Raw genomic sequence first — 23,256 nt, forward strand, 5'->3', positions numbered from 1 at the left:
AGTTTAAGATTCAACGTTTGCCATGGTTTTTTGTGCCAGTGTCGCTGGAACTGCTTTGATCTGACGGTACAGCAAAAAGGAAACTATCCCAGCAAGAGATACATAGATCGCTGTAAATATGAAAAACGAGTATTTGATTCCTGGAATTGGAGTCACGGCATCCTTGGTCAGCATGATTTCATAAATAATCCAAGGCTGCCTTCCCACTTCCGTGACTGTCCATCCAGCTTCCAGCGCAATAAATCCCAGCGGGGTGGCAAGCACAAAAAGCCATAGAAACCAGGATTGAGCCTGCCAGTTTTTCTTTTTCCAAGTAGAGAAAAAATACAGCAAACTCAAGCCAACCAGAATCATCCCTAACCCAACCATGATCTGAAATGCATAATGAACCACTGCCACAGGAGGATGATGCTCCTCAGGGAACTGATCCAGACCAATCACTTCTGCTTCAAAATCCCCATGAGCCAAGAAACTTAGAGCACCGGGAATTTCAATCGCATAATTAACTTCTTTAGCTTCTTCATCTGGAATCCCACCGATGATCAGCGGAGCTGCCTTACTAGTTTCAAAGTGCGCTTCCATAGCCGCTAGTTTGGCGGGCTGTCTTACAGCAATATCTTTCGCAGAAATATCACCGGAAATTGGCTGAAGCAAGGCAGCAACTGCCCCAAACAAAATTGCGATAGTAAACGCTTTTCTATGAAAATCTATATACTTCCCCTTCAGTATCATATACGCATGGATTCCCGCCACTGCAAAACCTGTAGCTGTAAAAGCCGCCAAAGTCATGTGCAAAGCCTGCGTAAACCAAGCCTCATTAAACAGCGCTGCTACAGGATCAATATTCAGAAACTTACCCTCTACATATTCAAATCCACTCGGGCTATTCATCCAGCCATTGGCAGCCACAACTAAAATCCCCGAAGCCAAGCCACTCACACCTACCACTACACCTGTGAACCAATGAAACCAAGGTTTGAATCGATCCCAACCGTACAAAAAAAATCCTAAGGCGATCGCTTCAATAAAGAAAGCTGTTCCTTCCAGCGAAAATGGCATCCCGAAGATCGGTCCTGCATGAAGCATAAACTCCGGCCAAAGCAATCCGAGTTCGAAGGAAAGCATGGTTCCGGAAACTGCTCCTGTGACAAAAAAAATCGCTACTCCTTTACTCCAAGCTTTAGTCAAATCCTTGTAAAGTGGATTTCCTGTTTTGAGGTATTTGTAATGGGAAGTCGCCATAAAAAACGGCATCACCATGCCGATACAAGCGAAAATAATATGGAATCCCAGAGAAAGAGCCATCTGAGAACGGGCAGCAAAAAGATCTTCCATGCACTTTATTTGGTTTAATTCAGCCAAAAACCCAGAACTGAACACATTAAACTAATCATAGGATTGACGCTGAAAATGCAGGATAAGTTCAAGTTTAGTAAACTTAATTTACCCATACGTGACCAGGCATTTCAAAATTCAGAAGAACTGATATTCTGAGGTAAAAACAGATCCCCATTTTCAAGGATTTTTTACTTTTTCCCACAGAATCAAGTCTTTAAATACCGGACTTTTGACAATTTTCTGTAGTTTAATTGCAAAAAAATATTTTTATGTACGTAAAACGGTATTACAGTTTTTGGATGACAGTGCGCTGGTCCAAATTATCATTGATCTATGGCATACTGTACTCTGTGGTCATAATCGTGTTATACGAAGTCACCTCCATTCCTTTTTCACTTCCCTGGCAGCCAATCTCTGTAATCGGTGTAGCTGTAGCTTTTTTTCTAGGTTTCAAAAACAACTCTTCTTATGATCGGACTTGGGAAGCCCGAAAAATCTGGGGAGCAATAGTCAATGACAGCAGAACATTTGCCACAGCTGTTCTAAGTCTTCCTAGCCAAAATATGCCAGCGGAAGACAAAAAGAAACTTATTTACAGACACCTCGCCTGGCTTTTGGCGCTAAAACATGTGATGCGAAAGGAGAAAACTTGGGAGCATAATCTACCTGTAAATAAGCTGAATTTCATCCCAGGCTTTATTAAAGAATATAACGATGGAATCTTCGCTGAAATAGAAAAATACCTTTCAAAAGAAGAGCTCGGGAGCTTAAAGAAACTATCCAATATCCCCTCCCAACTGCTGAAAAATCAAAGTTTGGAAATCGGAAGTTTAAACGAAAAAGCCTACATCTCTGATTACAAACAAGTTCGGCTTCATGAGCTGATCGGTCAATTGTACACCAATCAAGGAATGAGCGAACGTATTAAAAACTTTCCATTTCCAAGACAATATGCATCTACAGGATTATGGATTACTTACATTTTTTGCGCATTGATTCCCTTCGGTTTGCTGGATATTTTCGCTCAGTCCTCAGCCTTACACTATTGGCTGACCATTCCATTTTCAGCGATAATCATCTGGACTTTCTTTGTAGTGGACCGGATCGGAGATTATTCAGAGAATCCATTCGAAGGCGGTTATAACGATGTGCCTATTTCATCCATTGCCAGAGCGATAGAAATTGATTTGTTGGAAATGCTGGAAGAGGAAAACATCCCTGCTCCTTACGCGGTGGAAAATGGGTTTTTGATGTGATGTTGTTCTAAAGTAATAAGTTTGAAAAGTGGTAAAGTTTTAAAAATTCTAAATCGAATAAAAAGACCGAAGTGGTCCATATTCTAGTCTTTACCAAATCTTGCAATGCTTTAGTTTCTATATTGACGAGTGTAAGACACTTTGAAAATTGCGGACTCTGCGAAATCTCCGCGTACTTTGTGGTTAAATAATTTAAAAAAAAGTCCCTCAAACTTTCGCTTGAGGGACTTTTTGGTTGGTTTGTGTCTTTTACCTTTTTGTTATGCTGCTAGAACCTGAAGTTCTGATATTTCCCAATTTTGGCGAACCTGAGTAAACAACATCACCGGATCCTGAAGAGCTTACAGAAAGCATTCCAAGGTCACCAACTAAAGTATCTCCTGATCCTGATTTGCCCACTACCAACTCGCCGATTGCCAAGCGCTCTGCTTCGAAATCACCAGAACCAGACTGCTTGATCTCAGCTTGATCTACAGAGCCGCTTTTGATCAGCATATCTGCTGACCCTGAAATTCCAACTGATAATTTCTCTGCTTCCAGCTTTTCTATAATAATGTCCCCAGATCCAGAAAGGGCTGCGTAAAATGATTCAGATCTTACCGGAGAAGTCACTTCCATGGTTCCAGAACCTGAGCACTTAATACCATCAAGATCTTTGTAGGTGATGTAAAACTTCAGCTTAACATTATTATAGCTTCCTTTTACTAAGCCCACACTTAGCACATCACCGTCTATCTCTGTTTTCACTTTGTTGAGGTCAACACCCTTTGCTTCGATTCTTACTTCTTCCTTATCTCCTTCTGTCAAGATCACTTCCCAGCTCCCGCCAGAATGTACTTTTGTAAAATGTCCAGGAGTCCTGGTTTCAGTTTGCTGTGCCTGTACGCATGAGGCCATCACGAAAGCAGTGAAGACAAATGCTAAAATTTTTGAATAGAGTTTCATTTTTATATAGTTGAAAGGTTGTAAAGTTGAAATGTTAAAAGGTTTTTTAAACAGTCTTGTATTCGTTAGATGCGACATCTAGGAATAAGGTTGCATCAGCTGATTTTTTCTTGATTCTTAAGTCGTGACACTTGACTCTTGGATCTTGACTCTTGGTTCTAGCATCTTGATACTTGCTACCAAAACATCACTCGCTCTTAATACTCTTCACCGGATCAGCCCAAGCGGCTTTCAGCGATTGTGACATTACGGTGATGGCAGCTATCGCCCCAGCAATCAACCCTGCCCAGAGGAACACTGTCCAACTGATACCGATCTTGTAGGCAAAATCCTCCAGCCAATTGGACATTCCAAACCAGGAAATCGGAATAGCTATAAGAAAACCAATCATCACGAGTTTTAGGAAGTCCTTACCCAGTAAAATCAGAATATTCCCTGTCTCTGCTCCCATTACTTTTCTGATACCGATCTCTCGCGTTCTCTGCTGTGTGGCGAAGGTGGTCAAGCCAAGCAACCCAAGAATGGAAATGATCACTGCTAATCCAGAAAAGAAGGTGAAAATAGTCTTCACTCGCTCCTCCGCTTCGTATTGTCTATTGAATCCTTCATCTACAAATATGGGTTCGAATGGAAAATCGGATCTTAATGTTGCCCATTCTTCTTTTAAGTAGGCCAAAGTTTGCTCCTTGTTTTCGGCATCTATCTTCAAGCTCACCTGATTGTTTCTATCCTGCGAAATCATAAAAACAATCGGCACGATAGGCTGATGCAGGGATTCGAAATGAAAATCTTTCATCACACCCGTCACAAATCCACGTCTTCCTCCATAGTAAAACTTTTTGCCTATTGCTTCCTCTGCAGTCTGCCATCCGATCTCCCTGATTGCAGCTTCATTTAGGATAAAAGCTTCCGTAGAATCACTGGCTAGATCAAAATCGAAATCTCTTCCTGCCACGACCGGAATACCATAGGTATCCAGGAAATTATGTGCTACATGCACGTCAGCAATGCGCACGTTCAGCTGTGTCATTTCCCCATCTATCTCGGCTGTACTACCTTGGGAATCCAGCAATCTTCCCGAAGGGACCCGGCTGGAAATACTCACGGATTGTATGCCTTGCTGCCTCTCCAATCTGTCCTTTATAATCTGATAATTCTGCTCAATAGCCGGGCTGGAGGGAAGCACTACGATGTCCTCCTTTTCAAAACCCAAATCCTTACTTTGCATGAAGTCCAACTGTCTCACGACAACCAACACTGCTACAATCAACACAACTGAGATCGCGAATTGTCCCACCACCAGCACAGAACGGAAATTCTCATGCCCTTTTCCTGCCTTAAATGCTCCCTTCAGCACTTTGGCTGGAGAAAAACCGGAAAGAAATAAGGCTGGATAACTACCGGATATCAGTCCAACAAAAGCAATCAGACCAACTATTCCGATTATGTATTCTGGATTTTGGAGAAAATTTAAACTGAGTTCTTTATCCGTGAAATTCGAAAATGTAGGTAAAAACAAGTAAACCAATATCAATGCGAAAATCATGGAGACGCAGGTCAGCATAAATGATTCGCCCATGAATTGTCTGATCAGACGACTCTTATCAGCTCCCATCACTTTGCGCAAGCCCACCTCCATAGACCTCATGGAAGATCTTGCTGTGGATAGATTCATGAAGTTGATGCAGGCAATCAGCAGGATAAACAGCGCAACTGCGAAATAGATATAAACATAATCAATGTTGCTATTGGCCTCAATCTCCGAATCCAGATTGGAGTAAAGGTGGATATCTTCCAATGGCCACATGGTCAAAGCTGTAGTCTTGGACATGGGAATCCCTGCCTGTGCTTCTCCCATATTTCTGTCAATCATAGCAGGAAACTGAGCTTCCAAGTTCTTATAATCATAACCCTCCTTCATCAAAACATAGGTAGAAAAATTGTTTGAGCCATAGTTGCTCATAAAGGGCTCCAACCCACCGTAGAACTGGATCACGGGATTCATGGATGCAATGAAATCCGGGTGCATATGGGAATTGTCAGGAACATTTTCAAAAACACCACGGACCTGAAAAGTCATTTCCATGCCATCTACTTCTGCGAGTAGTTCCTTGCCCGTAGCCTTCACATCACCAAAGTACTTATTTGCCATATCTTCGGAGATCAAAACCCCATCGGACTGATTGAGGCTAGCTTTAGGATCTCCTTCCAACATTTTCCAGGAAAACACATCAAACACCTCAGGATCAGCAAAGAAAAACTCGTCCTCTACAAATGTATTTTCTCCGGACTTGATTAAAAGTCCTGCATTGAAAAACCGGACCACCTCTTCTACCTGATCCTCAAAATCCGCTTTGATCAGTGGTCCAAAAGGTGGAGCCAAGTGCCCCAAATGCAAGCTCACTTCACCGTCTGCATTGCTCCAGCTCCTGGAAACTCTATATATCCGGTCAGCATTTGCGTTGTACTTATCATAACTCAGCTCATGCTGTACAAAAAGGAAAATCAGAATACTCACAGCCATTCCCACAGCCAGCCCAAACACGTTGATAAACATGTATAAAGGACTTTTCTTAGTATTTCGGATCAGTATTTTTAGGTAGTTTTTGAGCATGGCTTGTTTTGATTTAAAAATTGGAAAATTTAAAAATTGAAAGATTAATTAAGAGTTGGAAGGTGGTAAATGTTTAAGGATGTAAAGTTCATAGGAAGCCAATAGAAGGTGTGAAAGCTGAAGTGATTTCTCATTCTTCGCAAACCGTTTTTCTTAACCCTAATTCTCTTCTTACATTTTACTTTCCACATCTTACTTATCCCTATCTATCTTGTCTCTAAACTCTTGATTCTTGGTTCTTGGTTCTTGGTTCTTGGATCTTGGTTCTCACTACTAGATACTGCCTACTATTTTCTAACTACTTTTCCAGACCCTAAACTCCCCTTAGAAATATCAGTAGGATCTCCACTGTAATAAACATTCCCGGAACCAAGCGAGCCAACGGTAAGGTCGCCTTCTACTCCTATATAAGTATCCCCCGAACCTGTTTTACCTACATTCACATCTTTGCCCAGCAATGCCAAAGCTTTTAAATCTCCGGAGCCTACTTGCCCAATATTCACATCAGAAGCCGTTCCGCTGGCGATCAAAACACTACCCGAGCCAGCCATACCTATATTCAATTCTCCGGTTGTAAGCATCTCCATTTCTATCGTTCCTGAGCCGGCCTGACCGATGCTAAACTCGTGAGAGGAGATATCAGAACGGACAATCATATTTCCCGAACCACTTAAACCCAAGCTTTCCAGATTTCTGACAGTCACATATGCAGTGAAATTTGCACGCTTATCATCATCGGAGTCTTCCAACTCAATGTTAAGACTTCCATTTTCGATTTCGGTGATTACCTCGCCCAAGTCAAAGCCTTTGGAGACGAGCTTGACTTCATCCTTGTCCCCAAGCGTGATGATCACATCCCAAGATCCTTCGGAATTGACTCCTGTGAATTTGCCGGGACTACGGGTTTCAGTTTGTGCCTGTACAGTTGTGCCCATCAAAAATAGGAGAAGGACAAATGCAGATAATTTTGAAGTATTCATGTCAAATTAATTTATGTCGTGTTTGACAGATAGGTTTCAGAGATTATGCCAAGGCATAAAAATGCCTCTATGCCTGATTTAACAGTATTTCACGTTTCTACTCTGTCCGAGAAACAGCCGTTTTGTTCGGATACGAACAATTACTGCACATAGTAAAGATTGGGATGAGGCGGCTTCTTCGGCTTACACAATTCCAAACAGCTCCGCAAGACGAGCTTTTACGAATGTTTCAAGAATAGAAATCTGATTACAAACTTTCTAAGTCGGTAAAAAAACCAGTATGGCCACGGTAAACTTAACCTTCAGAGCCTTGTATAGAGAACAAGAAGAGATCTCGGAACTAGCCGAATTACATTTTCTTATTTTCTCCCCTGTCAATATTTTGGATAGGCATGAAGTATTTTTTTCAATATATAAGTTCAGAGGTTTGATTTACAGGCATTCAAATGCATCTTTACCTACGAATCCTGTTTATCACCCAAGGATAAATTCTTACTTTATTTACCCATATGCTTACTCACTTACTGGTTTGGATGGTTCTATTTGTTCCACCTATTCAACAGTCACAGACAGATAGTCTTAAAACGGTTGTGGAGCAGACAGACAATGATTCTATCAAAGCATCAGGATTATATAATCTGAGCAAAATTTATTATCCGTACGATCAAGACTCAGCTATTCTCTTTGCTACTGAAGCCAAGGAGATCTCTCATGCGATGAATTTCCGAAAGATGGAGGCCAATTCCCTCAATATCATTGGAGTTTCCTATCTGATCAAAGCTGAATACGAAAAAGCTCTAAGCACACATTTTGAAGCATTGGGAATACGTGAAACGCTGCAGGATACCGTGGGAATGATAGAATCCACAATGAATCTGGGCAACATCTATTACAGATTAAATGATCCGGAAAAGGCAGTATTGCAATACCATGAAGCACTCGCCCTGGCGCAGCAGATCAACCATGAGCGAGCTATGAGTTTACTTTTCAATAACCTGGGGAGCTTTTATAGAGATCGTTGGCTGGCTTTTAAGGATGGGAATGACTTTACTTTGGCTAAGGATTATTTAGAAAAATCGCTAACCCTAAAAGAAACACTTCAGGACAATCGGGGTATCATCAACACCCTCAGCCAGCTTGGTGAGCTTTATTACGAATCAGGAGAAAAAGCCAAAGGCATTGAGATGGTGGAGAAGTCCTTGGAATACTCTGAGGAACTAAACGATATAGAGGGCAGGCTTTCTTCACTTGGGACGCTTTCTGATTACTACCGGGATGAGCAGTCCCTCAGCAAATCTCTTGCTTATGCAAAGGAGGCTTACGAGTTGGCGGAAAAAACCGAATCATACTACCAGATCTCCATTGCAGCAAGTAGAATGTCTAATCTGTCGGCCTTGAATAAGGATTTTGAAAATGCTTACGAATTCCAACTCATTCATAGAGCCAGTAAGGACTCAGTCTTCAATGACTCAAGGCAAAAAATCCGAGATGAGTTGGAGATCCAATATGAGAGTGAAAAAAAAGAGCTGGAAAATCAGAAATTGACACAGGACCAAGCGCTCGCTGAACTCACTATTACACGTAAAAATGAGCTACTCTGGATATTCATCTCAGTAGGGTTGCTTTTGCTCGGTCTTGCCTGGCATCAGCGCAAAATCAACCAAAAACTACGGATAGCTCATCACAAATTGGAAGAAACCAACCAAAAGGTACAGCTCCAAAATAATCAAATTCAGGAACAGGCAGCACAACTTAAGACCTCGAACAAAGAACTCAAAAAGGCCAATAAGTTCCGGGAAAAGCTATTCTCTATCATTTCTCATGATCTGCGAACTCCCTTTGCCTCGCTCAATAACTCGCTGGATCTCTGGCAAGAAGGTGAACTCAGCCTCACTGAGATGAATTATATCCTTAGCAATATTGCCACCAATACCCGCTCAGCATCTATCCTGCTTTCCAACTTACTCACTTGGGCCAGAACTCAGATGAGCTCAGAGAAAGTAGAAAAAACCGAAGTCGCTCTCGCAGAACTCATCACCGAAAACCAACAGCTTTTTGCCAAACAATTAGATCAAAAAGAACTCACGCTTCATAACGAAATCCCTGCGGAAGTGACACTGCATACAGACCGGGATAGGCTAAGGTTCATTCTTCGAAACATCCTTTCCAACTCCATCAAATTCACTCCAGATGGAGGAGAAATCACGGTATCCATCGATCCAGATCACCCAACTGCTATCCTGATAAAAGATAGCGGCATAGGAATGAGTCAAGCCCAGATCGACAGCTTGTTTAATAAGAAACAGTACTCTTCGGTAGGAACCAACGGCGAACAGGGCACAGGAATAGGACTGATGCTTTGCAAAGATTTTGCGGATAGCATAGGTGCAAAAATCACCGTTAGCAGCCAGGCAGGACGTAGCACGACTTTCAGAGTGGAAATTTAAAGCCTATTTAGCTGCGAATTTTTTGCGAGAATTAGTGATCGAACCTCAAAAAGACGGAAGGAAATCCAAGTCCTCAGGTTCTTTTTTGGATATGAAAATAGATTTACCGAAGTCCCCTAATCAGCATTTGCCCTCCAAAAATCAGTAGGACATTTACCACTGATCTTTATTCAAAACCATGGAAAAAACTTAAAATTTATTCCTTTCACCCTAAAGAATATTTTAAAATAAGTAATTTTAACTTATACGAAATTATTTAATAAGTACTAAAATTACCATACTTTGAAAATCACTTCATTCTCCTGCCTCTTTCTTCTACTTGGTTTCTTAAGTTGCTCTACCCCAACTGATAATCAAACTGAAGACTCCCAAGAATCATCTTTACTTACTCCAAAACCGGTAATCATGGCCTATTACGTAGCTGAGCGTGATTTCCAGCCAGAAAAGATTCCAGTGGAAAAATTAACTCATATCATCTACTCCTTCACCAATGTAATTGACGGAGAAATGAAATTCAGAAACGAAGAGGCTGCAGGACCGAAGATTGAAGCACTTGTAAAGCAAAAGGAAAGAAATCCAGACCTCAAAGTAATGATCGCCTGTGGTGGTTGGGGTGCAGATGGATTTTCGGATATGGCACTCACAGAAGAAAGCCGTGCTAAATTCATCAAAAGTGCTTCTGAATTCATCACAAAATATAAACTTGATGGGATGGATGTGGACTGGGAATACCCAGGGATATCCGGTGCCGGAACGATGGCTCGCCCTGAAGACACAGTGAACTTTACTGCTTTGATGAAGGGATTGAGAGAGATGCTAGATGAATTCGATACCCCAAAAGTGTTGACTTTTGCTTCAGCGGGCTGGAAACGTTATTATGATTTTGTGGACATGGATGAGGTGATGAAATATGCCGATTACACCAATGTGATGACTTACGATCAGGTTTCCGGAGTATCCATCTACACAGGCCATCATACGCCATTAGGTGATGTGAAAAGTGAAGAAATAACAGGAACACCTTTTCAGGCACATTTGGATAGCTTGTTTGCAGATGGTCACAATCAAGATCCAGACCCGCGCTCAGCGGAGAAGATTGTCGACTTCCTTATCCAATCGGGAGTGAGACCTGAGCAGATTGTGATTGGAAGTGCATTTTATGGTCGAGTTTGGGCAGGCGTACCACCGGTGAACAATGGTTTACACCAATTGAGTAAAGGACTTCATATTGGTTGGATGGCCTATCATGAGATCCGTAACAACTATGAGCAAGACAGCAGTTTCCAGCGTTTCTGGGATGAAAAAGCCCAGGCTCCTTATATGTATAATGCTTCTGATAGTCTTTTTGTATCCTATGATGATACCGTTTCTGTTGCTTTAAAAACCCGATATACTATGGAGAAAGGCTTGGGCGGCATTATGTTCTGGGAATTAGGAAACGATACCAAGGAGGAAGGCAGTCTGCTGGATGCTATTTATAAGGCGTCAAAGGATTAGTTTAACAACTCCTTACTCGGTATTCAATATTCATCCTTCGATAAAAGAGTTGAATTTAAGGAGTAGTTGGGACCAGTATATAGTTTCGAAGATCTCGAAATTCGTATTTCGTAAATCAAATTTCCACTACCTCTCTTCCAAGCAAATTTCTTACCTTTGCAGCTTGCTAAGTTTTCATACCAACCCATTCCCAAATGGCAACAAAAAAAATAAAATCCGCCCTAATTTCTGTCTATTATAAAGACAACCTCGAACCAATCATCGCCCTATTGAAAAAACATGATGTCACCATTTATTCTACCGGTGGCACTCAGAAGTTTATCGAGGACCAAGGCGCGGAAGTTATTCCAGTGGAAGAGTTGACAAGCTACCCTTCTATCTTCGGAGGAAGAGTGAAAACGCTTCACCCAAAGATCTTTGGAGGGATTTTATACAGAAGAGATAATGAAGGTGATCTTTCTCAAGCTGGAGAATATGATATTCCAGCGATAGATTTGGTGATTGTGGATTTGTATCCTTTTGAGGAAACTGTAGCTTCTGGAGCTTCTGAGGCAGATATCATAGAAAAAATCGATATTGGTGGAATTTCCTTGATCCGTGCAGCAGCAAAGAATTTCAAGGACGTGACGATCATTGCATCGAAAGATCAATACACTGAATTGGAAGGCAGATTAACCGAACAAGATGGAGCCACTACCCTAGCTGACCGTCGTTATTTCGCCGCTCAGGCATTCCAGGTTTCTTCTAACTACGATACACATATTTTCAATTACTTCAACGAAGCTGAAAATATTCCGGCGTTGAAAGTATCTGAGACGAAAGCTAAAGCACTACGCTACGGTGAAAACCCTCATCAAAATGCCCACTTCTACGGGGATATGGAGGCACTTTTTGATCAGTTGAATGGAAAAGAACTTTCTTATAACAACTTGGTAGATGTGGATGCAGCGGTGAACTTGATTGCTGAATTCAAAGGAGAAACAGCTTTTGCTATCTTAAAGCACACCAATGCATGTGGCGTTGCATTGGCTCCAACTGTAAAGGAAGCCTATCAAAAAGCTTTCGACGCTGATACTACCTCAGCCTTCGGAGGTGTATTGGTTACCAACCAGACCGTGGACAAAGACGCAGCAGAAGAAATGCATTCTTTATTCTTCGAAGTTTTGATTGCTCCAGATTTCACAGAAGAAGCACTTGAAGTATTGACTGGTAAGAAAAACAGGATTTTGCTAAAGCAGAAAATGGATCTTCCTGGCACCAAGATGATCAAGACTCTGCTGAACGGCGTGATCGAGCAAGACAAGGATTTGGCAACAGAAACAAAAGCTGATTTCACCGTAGCTACCAAAAAAGCTCCTTCAGAAGCTGAACAAAACGCTCTTGTTTTCGCAGCCAAAATCTGTAAACACACCAAATCAAATACAATCATCCTTTCCAATGAGAATCAATTATTCTCCAGCGGAGTGGGTCAAACCTCCCGTGTGGATGCATTGCTTCAAGCGATTGAGAAAGCGAAAGCATTTGGCTTTGATTTGAATGGCGCTGTAATGGCCTCTGATGCCTTCTTCCCATTCCCAGATTGTGTGGAGATCGCTGGTAAAGCAGGAATCACCGCAGTTGTTCAGCCGGGTGGTTCAATCAAAGATCAATTAAGCATTGACTATTGTGACGAAAATGGTATTGCAATGGTAATGACAGGAGTGAGACACTTTAAGCATTAAAGAAATAGCAAGTCGCTAGAAATAAATATCAAGACCTTCGGAACCTACGTTTTCGAAGGTCTTTTTTTGATTAATTGATTTTAAACCAGAATGGATTTGAAAATCGGAAGTTTCCATATATTTAATAATGGGAAAGTATGAGAAAATCCTTCTGAAAATAATGAGAGGGGCATCAGATCAAAATATTGATTTTGAAGACCTCAAAAGATTGTTGGTTATTTTCGGTTTTGAAGAAAGAATCAAAGGAAGTCATCATATATTCTCCAAATCCCAAGTAGAAGAGATACTTAACATCCAGGAAAAAGGCGGAAAAGCAAAACCTTATCAGGTCAAACAAGTAAGAAATCTTATATTGAAATATAGATTAAAGCTAAAAGATGAAAAATAACCCGAGATACGAAATAATCATTTACTGGAGTGAAGAAGACCAAGCATTCATTGCTGAAGTTCCTGAATTGGCAGGTTGTCTAGCAGATGGAGATTCCTATTCAGAGGCTCTAGCTAATGTAGAAATCGTCATCGAGGAATGGGTAGAAACAGCGAAATCTCTTGGAAGATCTATTCCTACTCCTAAAGGAAAATTGATGCTTACCTAAACAAGTTTAAGATGCTTTAGAAGTGCAAAACAAATAACCATATAGTTTCAATAATTTCGATATTATTCGCGTCTAATATTTATTAATCAACTATATTCAACATTTTGATTTAAAACTATTTAGGTCATGAAAAGCTCACTAAAACCAATTGTTTCGTTAGGCTTTATTTTATCCATTGTGAGTTGTGAAGTTGTTCCGGATGAGCAGGATTTTTCAGAGACTCTCACTGAACCACAACTTACTTTAATTCAGCTTTTGCCGAAAGCAGTACCTTCAGACGATCAGCCAAATCGTGTAACAGAATTTCAGTTAGACACTTTTTTAGGTCATAGAGACATCTATTACGATTCTCAGGGTAATGAATTGTTTAACGTTTACCTCGATGAATCTTTGGACACTACCAGTATTGTTCTTTACGTCTATTCAGATGATTTGATCATTGAAAAAAATATCTACCCAAAATTCCACACTGATTATAAGTTGACAGTAACCTTAAAATACCATTATAACCCAGATGGAAGCTTGCATCAAATCACAAGAGATGGATTAAACCATTTTCAGTATAAGTACAATGACCAAGGTTTGGTCAGTGAAAAAATTCTAGGACCATTCACTGACCAATACGAGGCCTATTTCTTTTTCTATGATGAGAATAGTCGAATCACTCGCCAGATCTGGGGTGTGTCTGATCAGCAAGAATCTCCTATCAGGGATTGGCATTATATCTACGACGAAAGCGGGAGACTTATATCTAAATCTATTCCTGTCTCCAGCATTGATAATTTAGAGCCCATGTTTGTTTATTCTTACGATGATCAAGATAGAATGATAGAAGAAGTAGAGCTTTATCCTGAATATGGCTTCTCTCCTTATTTCAAAACAGTTTATAGCTACAGCCAGTCGAATTAGCCGGCATACAATCTAAATTTAATTCCCTTTCATTTCCCCACTCGAATCCCCTATTTTGCAGCCTGAATCAATTTCGGGCTTTTTCCGTTCTTGGTTCTTGATACTTGAATCTTGATTCTATAAATGAAGTCGCATAATCTCAAATTATACAATACGCTTTCCCGCCAGAAAGAAGAGTTTAAACCCATCAATCCGCCTTTTGTAGGTATGTATGTCTGTGGACCGACAGTCTATGGGGATGCTCACCTTGGCCATGGCCGCCCCGCGATCACATTTGACACAGTCAATCGCTATCTGACCCATTTAGGATATAGAGTTCGGTACGTGCGCAACATCACAGATGTAGGTCATTTGCAGGGAGATGCTGACGAGGGCGAGGATAAAATAGCTAAGAAAGCTAAGCTAGAGCAACTTGAGCCAATGGAGGTTGCACAGCAATATACGGACAGCTATCATAGGGATATGGCGCTGCTGAATACCTGGAAACCTAGCATAGAACCACGTGCTACTGGCCACATCCCGGAGCAGATTGCATTGGTAGAAGCGATTTTGAAGGAAGGCTTGGGCTACGAAATCAATGGTTCTGTATATTTCGATGTTTTGAAATACAACGAAACCAGCAACTACGGCAAGCTCTCCGGACGTGATTTGGAAAACCTGTTAAGCGGAAGCCGTACGCTGGATGGACAGGATGAAAAACGCAATCCAGTTGATTTTGCGCTTTGGAAAAACGCTTCTCCTGAGCATCTGATGAAGTGGGAATCTCCTTGGGGAGTCGGCTTTCCAGGCTGGCACTTAGAGTGTACAGCCATGAGTTCAAAGTACCTCGGCAAGCAGTTTGACATACACGGAGGCGGAATGGATTTACTTTTCCCTCACCACGAATGTGAAATCGCACAGGGTAATGCCTGCAATCATCAGGATCCGGCCAAGTACTGGATGCATAATAATATGATCACCATCAACGGCCAGAAGATGGGCAAGTCTTTGGGGAACTTCATCAACTTGCAGGAGCTTTTCACCGGCAACCATAAGCTCCTGGATCAGGCCTACAGTCCGATGACGATCCGCTATTTCATCCTGACGGCACATTATAGATCTACCTTGGATTTTTCCAACGAAGCACTTCAGGCTGCGCAAAAAGGCTATAAGAAACTGATCAACGGATTGAGAATTGCCAAGCTTTTGAAGTATGAGGCAAGTGATGCGCAGCAAGATGAGGAGCAAATCAAGCAAGTAGAACAAATCATCACCAACGCCTATCGAGCTATGGATGATGATTTTAATACAGCTCAAGCTATTGGTCATCTTTTCAATCTGCTGAAGAAAATCAACTCCATGTACACCGGACAACTGAATCCTGCCGTATTTGGTGAGGAGGTTTTCAATAAATTGATTGACACATTTAGCACATTCGTCTCTGATATTTTGGGATTGATGGAAGAGAAATCAGACAGCCAAAATGAGATGCTGGATTTGCTTCTGAAACTTTATTCTGAAGCAAAAACGGCTCGCGATTACACAAAAGTAGATGAGATCAGAGCAGGCTTAAAGGCCTTAGGTTTTGTAGTGAAAGACATGAAAGATAAAATTGACTGGGCATATGAAGAATAGATTTTGGTTAGTCAGTTTGCTAGCTCTGGCTTGGGCATGTACTAGCCCAGAGAAAAAAACTGAGACTATTGAGAAAGCTCCTGCAAAGCCTTACCCTACATTCAACCCGGATTCTGCTTATGCTTTTGTCCAAAAGCAGGTGGACTTCGGCCCACGTGTGCCTGAAACTGAAGCTCATGAAGCAACTAAAAATTGGCTTTTGTCCAAGTTTGAAGGTTATGGCTTTGCTGTAGAAACTCAGGATTTCGAAGCAAAAACTTACGATGGACTGACATGGGATCTGAGCAACATCATTGCTTCTTATAATCCAGAAGCTACCAAGAGAATTCTTTTGGCAGCACACTGGGATACACGCAGAATTGCGGATAAAGATACCGAGCGGATCGATGAACCTATCGATGGAGCCAATGATGGAGGTAGCGGTGTAGGTGTTTTATTGGAAATCGCCCGTGTAATTGGCACTCAGGAACTGAAGCCGGATGTGGGCATTGATATTATTCTCTTCGACGGAGAGGATGATGGAGAGCCTGAGAGCACCAAAGTAAAGAACAATGCCCAGGATTTCTGGTGGTGTCTGGGTTCACAACATTGGTCCAAAAACAAGCATAAACCAAATTATTCCGCCTATTTCGGCATACTCGTGGATATGGTCGGAGCAAAAGGAGCGCGATTCTATAGAGAAGGATATTCCCGCCAGTATGCTTCAGGTATATTGAAAAAAGTTTGGGATAATGCCCACAGCATCGGTCAAGGTGACTTCTTTATTTACAAAGATGCTCCTGAAATCACGGACGACCATGTATTTGTAAACGCATTTGCAAAAATCCCAATGATAGACATTATCGAGTTTTCCCCGGATTTTGGCTTTGCCCAGTACCACCATAAGCACACAGACAATATAGAGATCATTGATCGTCGAACTTTGCAGGCAGTAGGAGAAACTGTTCTTTTTACTGTTTACCAAGAGTAAAAACCTTATCTTTCCATCTTAGAATCGTCCAATTTGGACGTTGAAAAGTGGATTGTTAACTCGTTTTGCCAAATGAAAAAAGGACATCAGGTTACGATGAAGGAAATTGCCAAGAAATTAGGCGTTTCTGTATCGACTATTTCCAGAGCACTTAAAGATTCACCAGAGCTTCATCCAGATACTAAAAAGCGAATAGTGGAAATGGCTAAGGAGATGAATTACCAGCCAAATCTCCTTGCCCAAAGTCTTAGAATAAGTCGTACTAATACATTGGGTGTAATCGTACCAGAGATCACTTCTCACTTTTTCGCATCCTGCATATCAGGCATTCAGGATCACGCCAATAAGCGTGGATACAACGTTATGATTTGTCAATCAAATGAGACTTTGGAGCTCGAAAAAGCCAATATCAGAACTTTAGTTGCTTCACAAGTAGATGGCTTATTAATCTCTTTGAGCCGAGAAACTAACAAATACGAGCACTTGATTGATCTCTATAATAGAGAAATCCCCTTCTTGCTTTTTGACAGAGTCAATGAAGATATACCTGTATCAAGAGTCACCTTCAATGATGAGGGTGGCGCATATCAAGTCACCAAGCATCTCTTGGAGACTGGATGCAAGCGTGTAATGTACGTTTCAGGGCCTGAGGACCTATATATCAGCAAAAAACGTAAGGAAGGTTATCTTCATGCACTCACTGAATTTGGGATGGAATTAGACCCTGAATTAGTTAAAATCTCAGATCTCACTTCAGAAGGCAATATTAAAATAGCCCATGAGATCGCCTCAATGAACCAGCGACCTGACGGTGTATTCTGTATGATAGATCCAATAGCTCTGGATTTTATGGCCGTGTGGAAACCTATGGGAATCAAAATCCCTGACGAAATTGCACTTGCCGGATTTACCAACAACCCCGCTTCAGGAGTGATAGAACCTCCCCTAACTACTGTGGCCCAACCAGGCTATGAAATGGGTAAATTGGCTGTAAGCCATCTCCTCGATCAATTAGATGGTCAAGCATCTGACGATCCTATTTCCATTGTTTTAGAGACCACCTTGCTACCTCGTCAATCGACAAAAGCGCTTTAAGTTCATGAAAGATAAAATTGCCCAATCCTTTGAGAATCTCTTTGGAAGTAGCCCTATTCTGGCTTTTGCACCTGGAAGAATCAATTTAATCGGAGAACACACCGACTATCAGGATGGACTGGTTTTTCCAGCCGCAGTAGCACAAGGAATATGGGTGGCAATTCAAAAAAACAATCTTCCTACATGCAGAATCTACTCGGAAGACTATAGTGAAGAGTTTGTGTTTGACATCAATTCTTTTTCTCCGAAAAAAGGGCACTGGGCAAATTACACCATGGGAATGGTTGCCCAATTCCAACAAGCAGGGTATAAATTAGAAGGCTTTGATTTGGTTTTTGGAGGAAATATTCCGGCTTCAGGGTTATCTTCTTCAGCAGCACTATCAGTGGCTGTAGGGACTGCATTGTCAGCACTGTTCAAGTTGGAAATCTCCCAAAAATCAATCGTCCTGTATGCGCAGAAGTCTGAGCATTTATTTGCTGGAGTGAAATGCGGAATTATGGATCCATATGCTTCTGCGTTCGGAAAAGCAAACCATGCTCTCCTATTGGATTGTCGAACTAATAAGCATATAGAAGTCGCAGTAGATTTTATGTCTCATTCTCTCCTACTTGTCAACTCGAAAGTGAAGCATAACCTTGCCGATTCGGCCTACAATAAACGGAGGGAATCTTGTGAAGAAAGTGTTAAAATCCTACAATCTATTTACCCAGATGCTACCACGCTTAGAGATATTCCTGTGGAAGATTTGGCGAAAGTTCAACAGACTCTACCAAACGAACTTTTCCTTAAAGCTAAACACGTTATTACCGAAATTGAACGAGTAAATCTAGCTTCAAAAGCACTTAATGAGAGCGATCTCATATCTTTTGGTGCCTTACTCAAAGAGTCTCACAAAAGCCTGAGTAAAGATTTTGAAGTAAGCTGTGTAGAGCTCGATTTTCTCGCAGAAAAATCCTGGAAACTACCTGGAGTTATTGGTTCCAGAATGATGGGCGGTGGTTTTGGAGGTTGCACGATCAATCTGATTTCTAATGAGAGCTTGGAGACTTTCCAAACTGAAATTCATACAGCCTATAAAGAAAAGTTTGGAATAGACGCTGATTTTATTCCAGTCACTCTTTCCGAAGGCGCTAGAATACTGAGCTAAATTACCGCTCACAGTTTCTATAGCTTGCAGGAGATAATTCCTGTGAATTTTCCCGAAAAAATCACCATTTTGTACCCCAATCTCTCAATCGAGTAAAATTGCCTATTATCCTAACAACATTAAACCTATGAATTTCCCAAAAAACCTAAGAAGCATACTGCTACTTGGTCTAATTGCGTGCATTGGTTTTTGGAGCTGTAATTCTCGCTCTGGAAAACCAAAAGTCCTCGTTTTTAGCAAAACTGCAGGATACTATCATGCATCAATTCCCCAAGGAGTAGCAGCAATACAAAAGCTAGGAGCTGAAAATGATTTTGAAGTGGATACAACCACTCAGTCAGAAAAATTCACCGAAGAAAATTTAGCACAATATTCAGCGGTAATCTTTTTGAGCACTACCGGAGATGTATTGAATAACTACCAAGAAGCTGATTTCGAAAGATACATTCAGGCAGGAGGCGGCTTCATGGGCATCCATGCGGCGGCTGATACTGAATATGACTGGGGCTGGTACGCACGCTTAGTTGGCGGAAATTTCGCTGATCATCCAGGCATCAATGACCCTAACCCAAATGTTCAGGCTGGTGAGATCACAGTGGTGGATGCTGGTAATGCCTCTACATCTTTCCTGCCGAGCCCATGGGCTAGGACCGATGAGTGGTACAGCTACAAAAACATGAACCCTGAGGTAAATGTCCTTTTAAATCTAGATGAAGCATCCTACAAAGGTGGAATGGACATGGGTGATCATCCTATCGCCTGGTATCATGACTACGATGGAGGACGAGCATTCTATACAGGAGGCGGTCATACGGACGAATCATATACAGAAGAGCTTTTCTTAAAGCATGTGCTAGCAGGAATTGAATATGCCATCGGAAGCAATTCCGAATTGAACTATTCCAATGCTAAAAGCAAGCGTGTTCCTGAAGAAAACAGATTTACAAAAACGTCTTTGGTAGGTGCAGAATTCACAGAGCCTACTGAAATGACCATACTTCCAAACCTAGACATCCTGGTAGCTCAAAGAAGAGGCGAAATCTTATTCTTCAACAACGAGACTGAAGAGCTTACTGAGGTGGCTAAATTTGATGTTTACTGGAAGACAGATGTAAGAGGGGTTAATGCCGAAGAGGGATTATTAGGGATTCAAAAAGACCCTAATTACAGTGAAAACGGATATGTATTTGTTTACTATTCGCCTTCCGGAGATGAAGAAATTAATAGACTTTCCAGATTTACTTTCAAAAACAACACCTGGGACATGAACTCTGAGGTTGTGGTACTTGAAGTACATTCGGATCGCGACATCTGCTGCCATACCGGTGGTTCGATTGCCTTTGATAAGGAAGGGAACTTATACCTTTCTTTAGGAGATAACTCTACTCCTTTCAATCAGCCTGATTCGGAATTCAGAAACAATGGTTTTGCACCGTTAGACCAGAGACCTGGATTTGAGCAATTTGATGCCAGAAGATCTTCCGGAGACGCTAATGATTTGAGAGGTAAAATTCTTAGAATCAAAGTAAATGAGGACGGTTCGTATGACATCCCTGAAGGAAATCTTTACCCTGAAGGGACCGAAGGAACTAGACCTGAAATTTATGTGCAAGGAAACAGAAACCCATATAGAATCTCCATAGATCAGAAAAATGGATTCTTATACTGGGGTGAAGTTGGTCCCGATGCTAATGATGATAGCTTTGAAACCCGCGGCCCAAGAGGCTATGACGAGTTAAATCAAGCGAGAAAAGCTGGCAATTTTGGATGGCCATACTTTGTAGGGAACAATTATCCTTACCGTGAATATAATTACGAAACTGGAGAATCAGGAGCCGCTTTTGATCCTAATGGCCCTACAAATACCTCAGTTAATAATACCGGTAAAAAAGACTTGCCTGCTTTAGCACCTGCGTTCATTTGGTACCCTTATGGAGAATCCAAAGAATTCCCTCAATTAGGTACTGGCGGAAGAAATGCTATGGCTGGACCAGTTTATTACTCGGACATGTACAGTGCGGACACTAAATTCCCTGATTACTATGATTCGAAAGTATTCATCTATGATTGGATTAGAGGATGGATAAAGGCGGTGACCCTGAAAGAAAATGGTGATTATGACAAAATGGAAGCATTTATGCCAAGCACCAAATTCAATGCGATCATCGATATGGAAATGGGCCCCGATGGAAGGATTTACATCTTAGAATATGGTAATGGTTGGTTTGCCAAAAATCCAGATGCCGGACTTTCTAGAATTGACTTCAACGGTGGAAACCGAGCACCAATTGTGAGTCAGGTTTCAGCTGATAAAACTTCTGGCACTAATCCATTAACAGTCACTTTCAGTGCAGAAACTTCTGATCCTGAAAACGATCCTTTGACTTACACTTGGGATTTGGGCAACGGAGAAACCAAATCAACAGATTTGCCTACGCTAACTCATACATTTGAAACTATTGGAGAATATGAAGTGAAGGTAACTGCAAAAGATCCTGATGGATTAACTGGGACGAGTAATGTGGAAAGCGTTTACTCGGGAAATGTTGCTCCAGAAGTATCTATCGCAATCAATGGCAACCAGTCCTTTTATTTCCCTGGAAAGAAAGTAAGCTATACTGTCACTGTAAAAGACGATGATCATCCTGAAGCATCGTCTGACTTGAGCACATTATACGTGTCTGCAGACTATATCGAAGGTTTGGATCAGGCAGAATCAGACATGGGACACAAAGTCATGACAGAAGCCATGATGGGTAAATCACTCTTTACGACACTGACTTGTAAAACTTGTCACAAGGAAGCCGAGGCTTCTGTGGGGCCAGCCTACATCGATGTGGCGAAAAAGTACAACCAGAGAGATGCTGATTATTTGAAAAATAAAATCAAAAATGGTGGTGCTGGCGTATGGGGAGAAGTTGCTATGCCAGCTAATCCAGATATGAAAGAGTCTGATTTGAATGCTTTGGTAGCCTATATTCTTTCCCTGGACCAGGTAAGCACTCCATCTCTACCAGCTTCTGGATCTGTTGAGGCTACTGCAGGCAAGGAACCAACTGCTACTGGCGTATTGATGCTGAATGCATCCTACACTGATCAAGGAGGCGAAAATATTAAACCACTTTCCGGCTCATCTACCTTATTACTCAAGAGTAATTCCATAGACTTGGGCGGTGCCGAAGAATTCACTGGTGGATTTAGTAGCAGTGCCTATAACGGAGCAAATTTACTGACAGTTCCTAATGAAGAAGGTTCCGCACTCATCGCTAATGTGGATTTGACCGACGTTGGTTCAGTTACAATTAACACCTTTACTATGGGCGCCCTAGCTGGACAATATGATCTACAAATCAGATTGGATAGCCCTACTGGAGAATTGGCAGGAGAAGTATCTTTTAGTCCAAAACCTTCTGAGGGAAGAACGCCAAATCAAGGTGAGCTCACAATTCCATTCACTGGAACTGTTGATGGAAAAATGCATAAGGTTTATTTGATTTCTAAACCAAATACTGAAGGAAGTGAAGGCAGATTTATTATCAGATCATTCACTTTCAACTCAAAATAAAACCACCCTTAACTAAACAAGAAAGCCATCCCGAAACATTTTGGGATGGCTTTCTTGTTTAGTTCTTTGGTTTAAATGTTCGACTATTTCGATTCTGCTTCAGTCAAGGTTTATTCAATAGAGCTAGTAAGGTGCCTAAGTTAGAATTGACACACACTATTTTCCGGTTGCCAAATCACCTTCCCATCAACTAGCTCATCCTCAGTGGCATTATACTCCACGCTATTGCCTGCACAATCATACAAGATGATCGCCCAGTTGCAAAAAGGACAGCAAGATCCCATATAAAAGACCGTCTCTCCTTCTAATTCAGCCTGTACCAAATAACTATATTCTGATAATTCACCTGTGGATAGACCTTCGTACTTTGCCTTTAGCCAAGGCAGGTCAGAAATTGCATCATTGACTCCGCATGCTGCGGTTGGCTCAAAGTCCTCATCTTCACTGTTACATGCAAAGCTGAACAGCGCACAGCATAAAATTAAATAGTGTAACTTAATCATGGTAGTAGTTTAAGTGATAAAAAGAAGTTAATCCCATGACGACCAGCCCAAAGCAA

The 23,256-nt window shown here is 41.5% G+C and carries 16 protein-coding genes and 1 pseudogene; 12 read left to right on the plus strand and 5 right to left on the minus strand.

The annotated features are described in order from the left end of the window. Positions 1-3 precede the first annotated feature (3 nt). On the minus strand, positions 4-1,335 hold the full coding sequence (locus BM386_RS10510; RefSeq protein ID WP_091693556.1) for a cytochrome ubiquinol oxidase subunit I: 1,332 nt from the start codon (positions 1,333-1,335) through the stop codon (positions 4-6). A 272-nt stretch (positions 1,336-1,607) separates the two neighbouring features. Between BM386_RS10510 and BM386_RS10515 the strand changes: the two genes are divergently transcribed. Continuing rightward, the gene (locus tag BM386_RS10515; RefSeq protein ID WP_091693559.1) at positions 1,608-2,594 is read left to right on the plus strand and encodes a bestrophin family protein; all 987 of its coding nucleotides are present in this window, start codon (positions 1,608-1,610) and stop codon (positions 2,592-2,594) included. A 249-nt stretch (positions 2,595-2,843) separates the two neighbouring features. On the opposite strand, the pseudogene BM386_RS10520 reads toward BM386_RS10515, so the two are convergent. The 3 genes and pseudogenes from BM386_RS10520 to BM386_RS10530 all read right to left on the minus strand — a co-directional run. After that, positions 2,844-3,431, minus strand: a pseudogene (locus tag BM386_RS10520) (head GIN domain-containing protein); the annotation flags it as partial. A gap of 295 nt (positions 3,432-3,726) precedes the next feature. Next, positions 3,727-6,153 (minus strand): ABC transporter permease, encoded by a 2,427-nt coding sequence (locus tag BM386_RS10525; RefSeq protein ID WP_091693565.1) that lies wholly within the window; start codon positions 6,151-6,153, stop codon positions 3,727-3,729. 287 nt (positions 6,154-6,440) lie between these two features. Continuing rightward, on the minus strand, positions 6,441-7,133 hold the full coding sequence (locus BM386_RS10530) for a head GIN domain-containing protein (protein ID WP_091693568.1): 693 nt from the start codon (positions 7,131-7,133) through the stop codon (positions 6,441-6,443). A gap of 509 nt (positions 7,134-7,642) precedes the next feature. On the opposite strand from BM386_RS10530, the gene BM386_RS10535 reads away from it, so the two are divergent. From BM386_RS10535 to BM386_RS10585, 11 genes are all read left to right on the plus strand, one after another. After that, positions 7,643-9,580, plus strand: a complete 1,938-nt coding sequence (locus BM386_RS10535) for an ATP-binding protein (protein WP_091693571.1) — start codon at positions 7,643-7,645, stop codon at positions 9,578-9,580. A 405-nt stretch (positions 9,581-9,985) separates the two neighbouring features. Continuing rightward, on the plus strand, positions 9,986-11,077 hold the full coding sequence (locus BM386_RS10540; RefSeq protein WP_091693573.1) for a glycoside hydrolase family 18 protein: 1,092 nt from the start codon (positions 9,986-9,988) through the stop codon (positions 11,075-11,077). Positions 11,078-11,271: 194 nt separating this feature from the next. Next, positions 11,272-12,798 carry a bifunctional phosphoribosylaminoimidazolecarboxamide formyltransferase/IMP cyclohydrolase gene (purH, locus tag BM386_RS10545; protein WP_091693576.1) on the plus strand — a complete coding sequence of 509 codons (1,527 nt, stop codon included), beginning with the start codon at positions 11,272-11,274 and terminating at the stop codon, positions 12,796-12,798. Between the two features lie 127 nt (positions 12,799-12,925). Next, positions 12,926-13,186: a type II toxin-antitoxin system HicA family toxin gene (locus BM386_RS10550; RefSeq protein WP_091693579.1), complete on the plus strand. Its 261-nt coding sequence runs from the start codon at positions 12,926-12,928 to the stop codon at positions 13,184-13,186. Next, positions 13,176-13,394 carry a type II toxin-antitoxin system HicB family antitoxin gene (locus BM386_RS10555; protein WP_091693581.1) on the plus strand — a complete coding sequence of 73 codons (219 nt, stop codon included), beginning with the start codon at positions 13,176-13,178 and terminating at the stop codon, positions 13,392-13,394. Before BM386_RS10550 ends, BM386_RS10555 begins: the two co-directional genes overlap by 11 nt. 126 nt (positions 13,395-13,520) lie before the next feature. Next, on the plus strand, positions 13,521-14,303 hold the full coding sequence (locus BM386_RS10560) for a hypothetical protein (RefSeq protein WP_091693583.1): 783 nt from the start codon (positions 13,521-13,523) through the stop codon (positions 14,301-14,303). A gap of 123 nt (positions 14,304-14,426) precedes the next feature. Next, positions 14,427-15,917, plus strand: coding sequence for a cysteine--tRNA ligase (cysS, locus tag BM386_RS10565; protein ID WP_091693586.1), 1,491 nt, complete (start codon positions 14,427-14,429; stop codon positions 15,915-15,917). Then, a complete protein-coding gene (locus BM386_RS10570) occupies positions 15,907-16,887 on the plus strand; it encodes a M28 family peptidase (RefSeq protein ID WP_091693588.1) in 981 nt (326 codons plus the stop codon). Before cysS ends, BM386_RS10570 begins: the two co-directional genes overlap by 11 nt. Positions 16,888-16,959: 72 nt before the next feature. Further along, complete coding sequence (locus tag BM386_RS10575) at positions 16,960-17,982, plus strand: LacI family DNA-binding transcriptional regulator (RefSeq protein ID WP_091693591.1); 1,023 nt, start codon at positions 16,960-16,962, stop codon at positions 17,980-17,982. A 4-nt stretch (positions 17,983-17,986) separates the two neighbouring features. Continuing rightward, positions 17,987-19,132 (plus strand): galactokinase, encoded by a 1,146-nt coding sequence (gene galK / locus BM386_RS10580; RefSeq protein WP_091693593.1) that lies wholly within the window; start codon positions 17,987-17,989, stop codon positions 19,130-19,132. A 127-nt stretch (positions 19,133-19,259) separates the two neighbouring features. Then, a complete protein-coding gene (locus BM386_RS10585; protein ID WP_091693596.1) occupies positions 19,260-22,697 on the plus strand; it encodes a ThuA domain-containing protein in 3,438 nt (1,145 codons plus the stop codon). A gap of 140 nt (positions 22,698-22,837) precedes the next feature. On the opposite strand, the gene BM386_RS10590 is transcribed toward BM386_RS10585, so the two are convergent. Continuing rightward, positions 22,838-23,200 (minus strand): hypothetical protein, encoded by a 363-nt coding sequence (locus tag BM386_RS10590; RefSeq protein WP_091693599.1) that lies wholly within the window; start codon positions 23,198-23,200, stop codon positions 22,838-22,840. Positions 23,201-23,256 lie beyond the last annotated feature (56 nt).

Origin of the sequence: Algoriphagus locisalis (assembly GCF_900116615.1) — a bacterium.
Lineage (GTDB): Bacteria > Bacteroidota > Bacteroidia > Cytophagales > Cyclobacteriaceae > Algoriphagus > Algoriphagus locisalis.

Coding starts and splice junctions, on each gene's coding strand:
- BM386_RS10575 (WP_091693591.1), top strand. CDS start 16,960: ATGAAAAAAGGACATCAGGTTACGATGAAGGAAATTGCCAAGAAATTA.
- BM386_RS10555 (WP_091693581.1), top strand. CDS start 13,176: ATGAAAAATAACCCGAGATACGAAATAATCATTTACTGGAGTGAAGAA.
- BM386_RS10560 (WP_091693583.1), top strand. CDS start 13,521: ATGAAAAGCTCACTAAAACCAATTGTTTCGTTAGGCTTTATTTTATCC.
- BM386_RS10540 (WP_091693573.1), top strand. CDS start 9,986: ATGGCCTATTACGTAGCTGAGCGTGATTTCCAGCCAGAAAAGATTCCA.
- galK (WP_091693593.1), top strand. CDS start 17,987: ATGAAAGATAAAATTGCCCAATCCTTTGAGAATCTCTTTGGAAGTAGC.
- BM386_RS10510 (WP_091693556.1), bottom strand. CDS start 1,335: ATGGAAGATCTTTTTGCTGCCCGTTCTCAGATGGCTCTTTCTCTGGGA.
- BM386_RS10515 (WP_091693559.1), top strand. CDS start 1,608: ATGTACGTAAAACGGTATTACAGTTTTTGGATGACAGTGCGCTGGTCC.
- BM386_RS10585 (WP_091693596.1), top strand. CDS start 19,260: ATGAATTTCCCAAAAAACCTAAGAAGCATACTGCTACTTGGTCTAATT.
- BM386_RS10570 (WP_091693588.1), top strand. CDS start 15,907: ATGAAGAATAGATTTTGGTTAGTCAGTTTGCTAGCTCTGGCTTGGGCA.
- BM386_RS10535 (WP_091693571.1), top strand. CDS start 7,643: ATGCTTACTCACTTACTGGTTTGGATGGTTCTATTTGTTCCACCTATT.
- BM386_RS10525 (WP_091693565.1), bottom strand. CDS start 6,153: ATGCTCAAAAACTACCTAAAAATACTGATCCGAAATACTAAGAAAAGT.
- BM386_RS10590 (WP_091693599.1), bottom strand. CDS start 23,200: ATGATTAAGTTACACTATTTAATTTTATGCTGTGCGCTGTTCAGCTTT.
- purH (WP_091693576.1), top strand. CDS start 11,272: ATGGCAACAAAAAAAATAAAATCCGCCCTAATTTCTGTCTATTATAAA.
- BM386_RS10530 (WP_091693568.1), bottom strand. CDS start 7,133: ATGAATACTTCAAAATTATCTGCATTTGTCCTTCTCCTATTTTTGATG.
- cysS (WP_091693586.1), top strand. CDS start 14,427: ATGAAGTCGCATAATCTCAAATTATACAATACGCTTTCCCGCCAGAAA.
- BM386_RS10550 (WP_091693579.1), top strand. CDS start 12,926: ATGGGAAAGTATGAGAAAATCCTTCTGAAAATAATGAGAGGGGCATCA.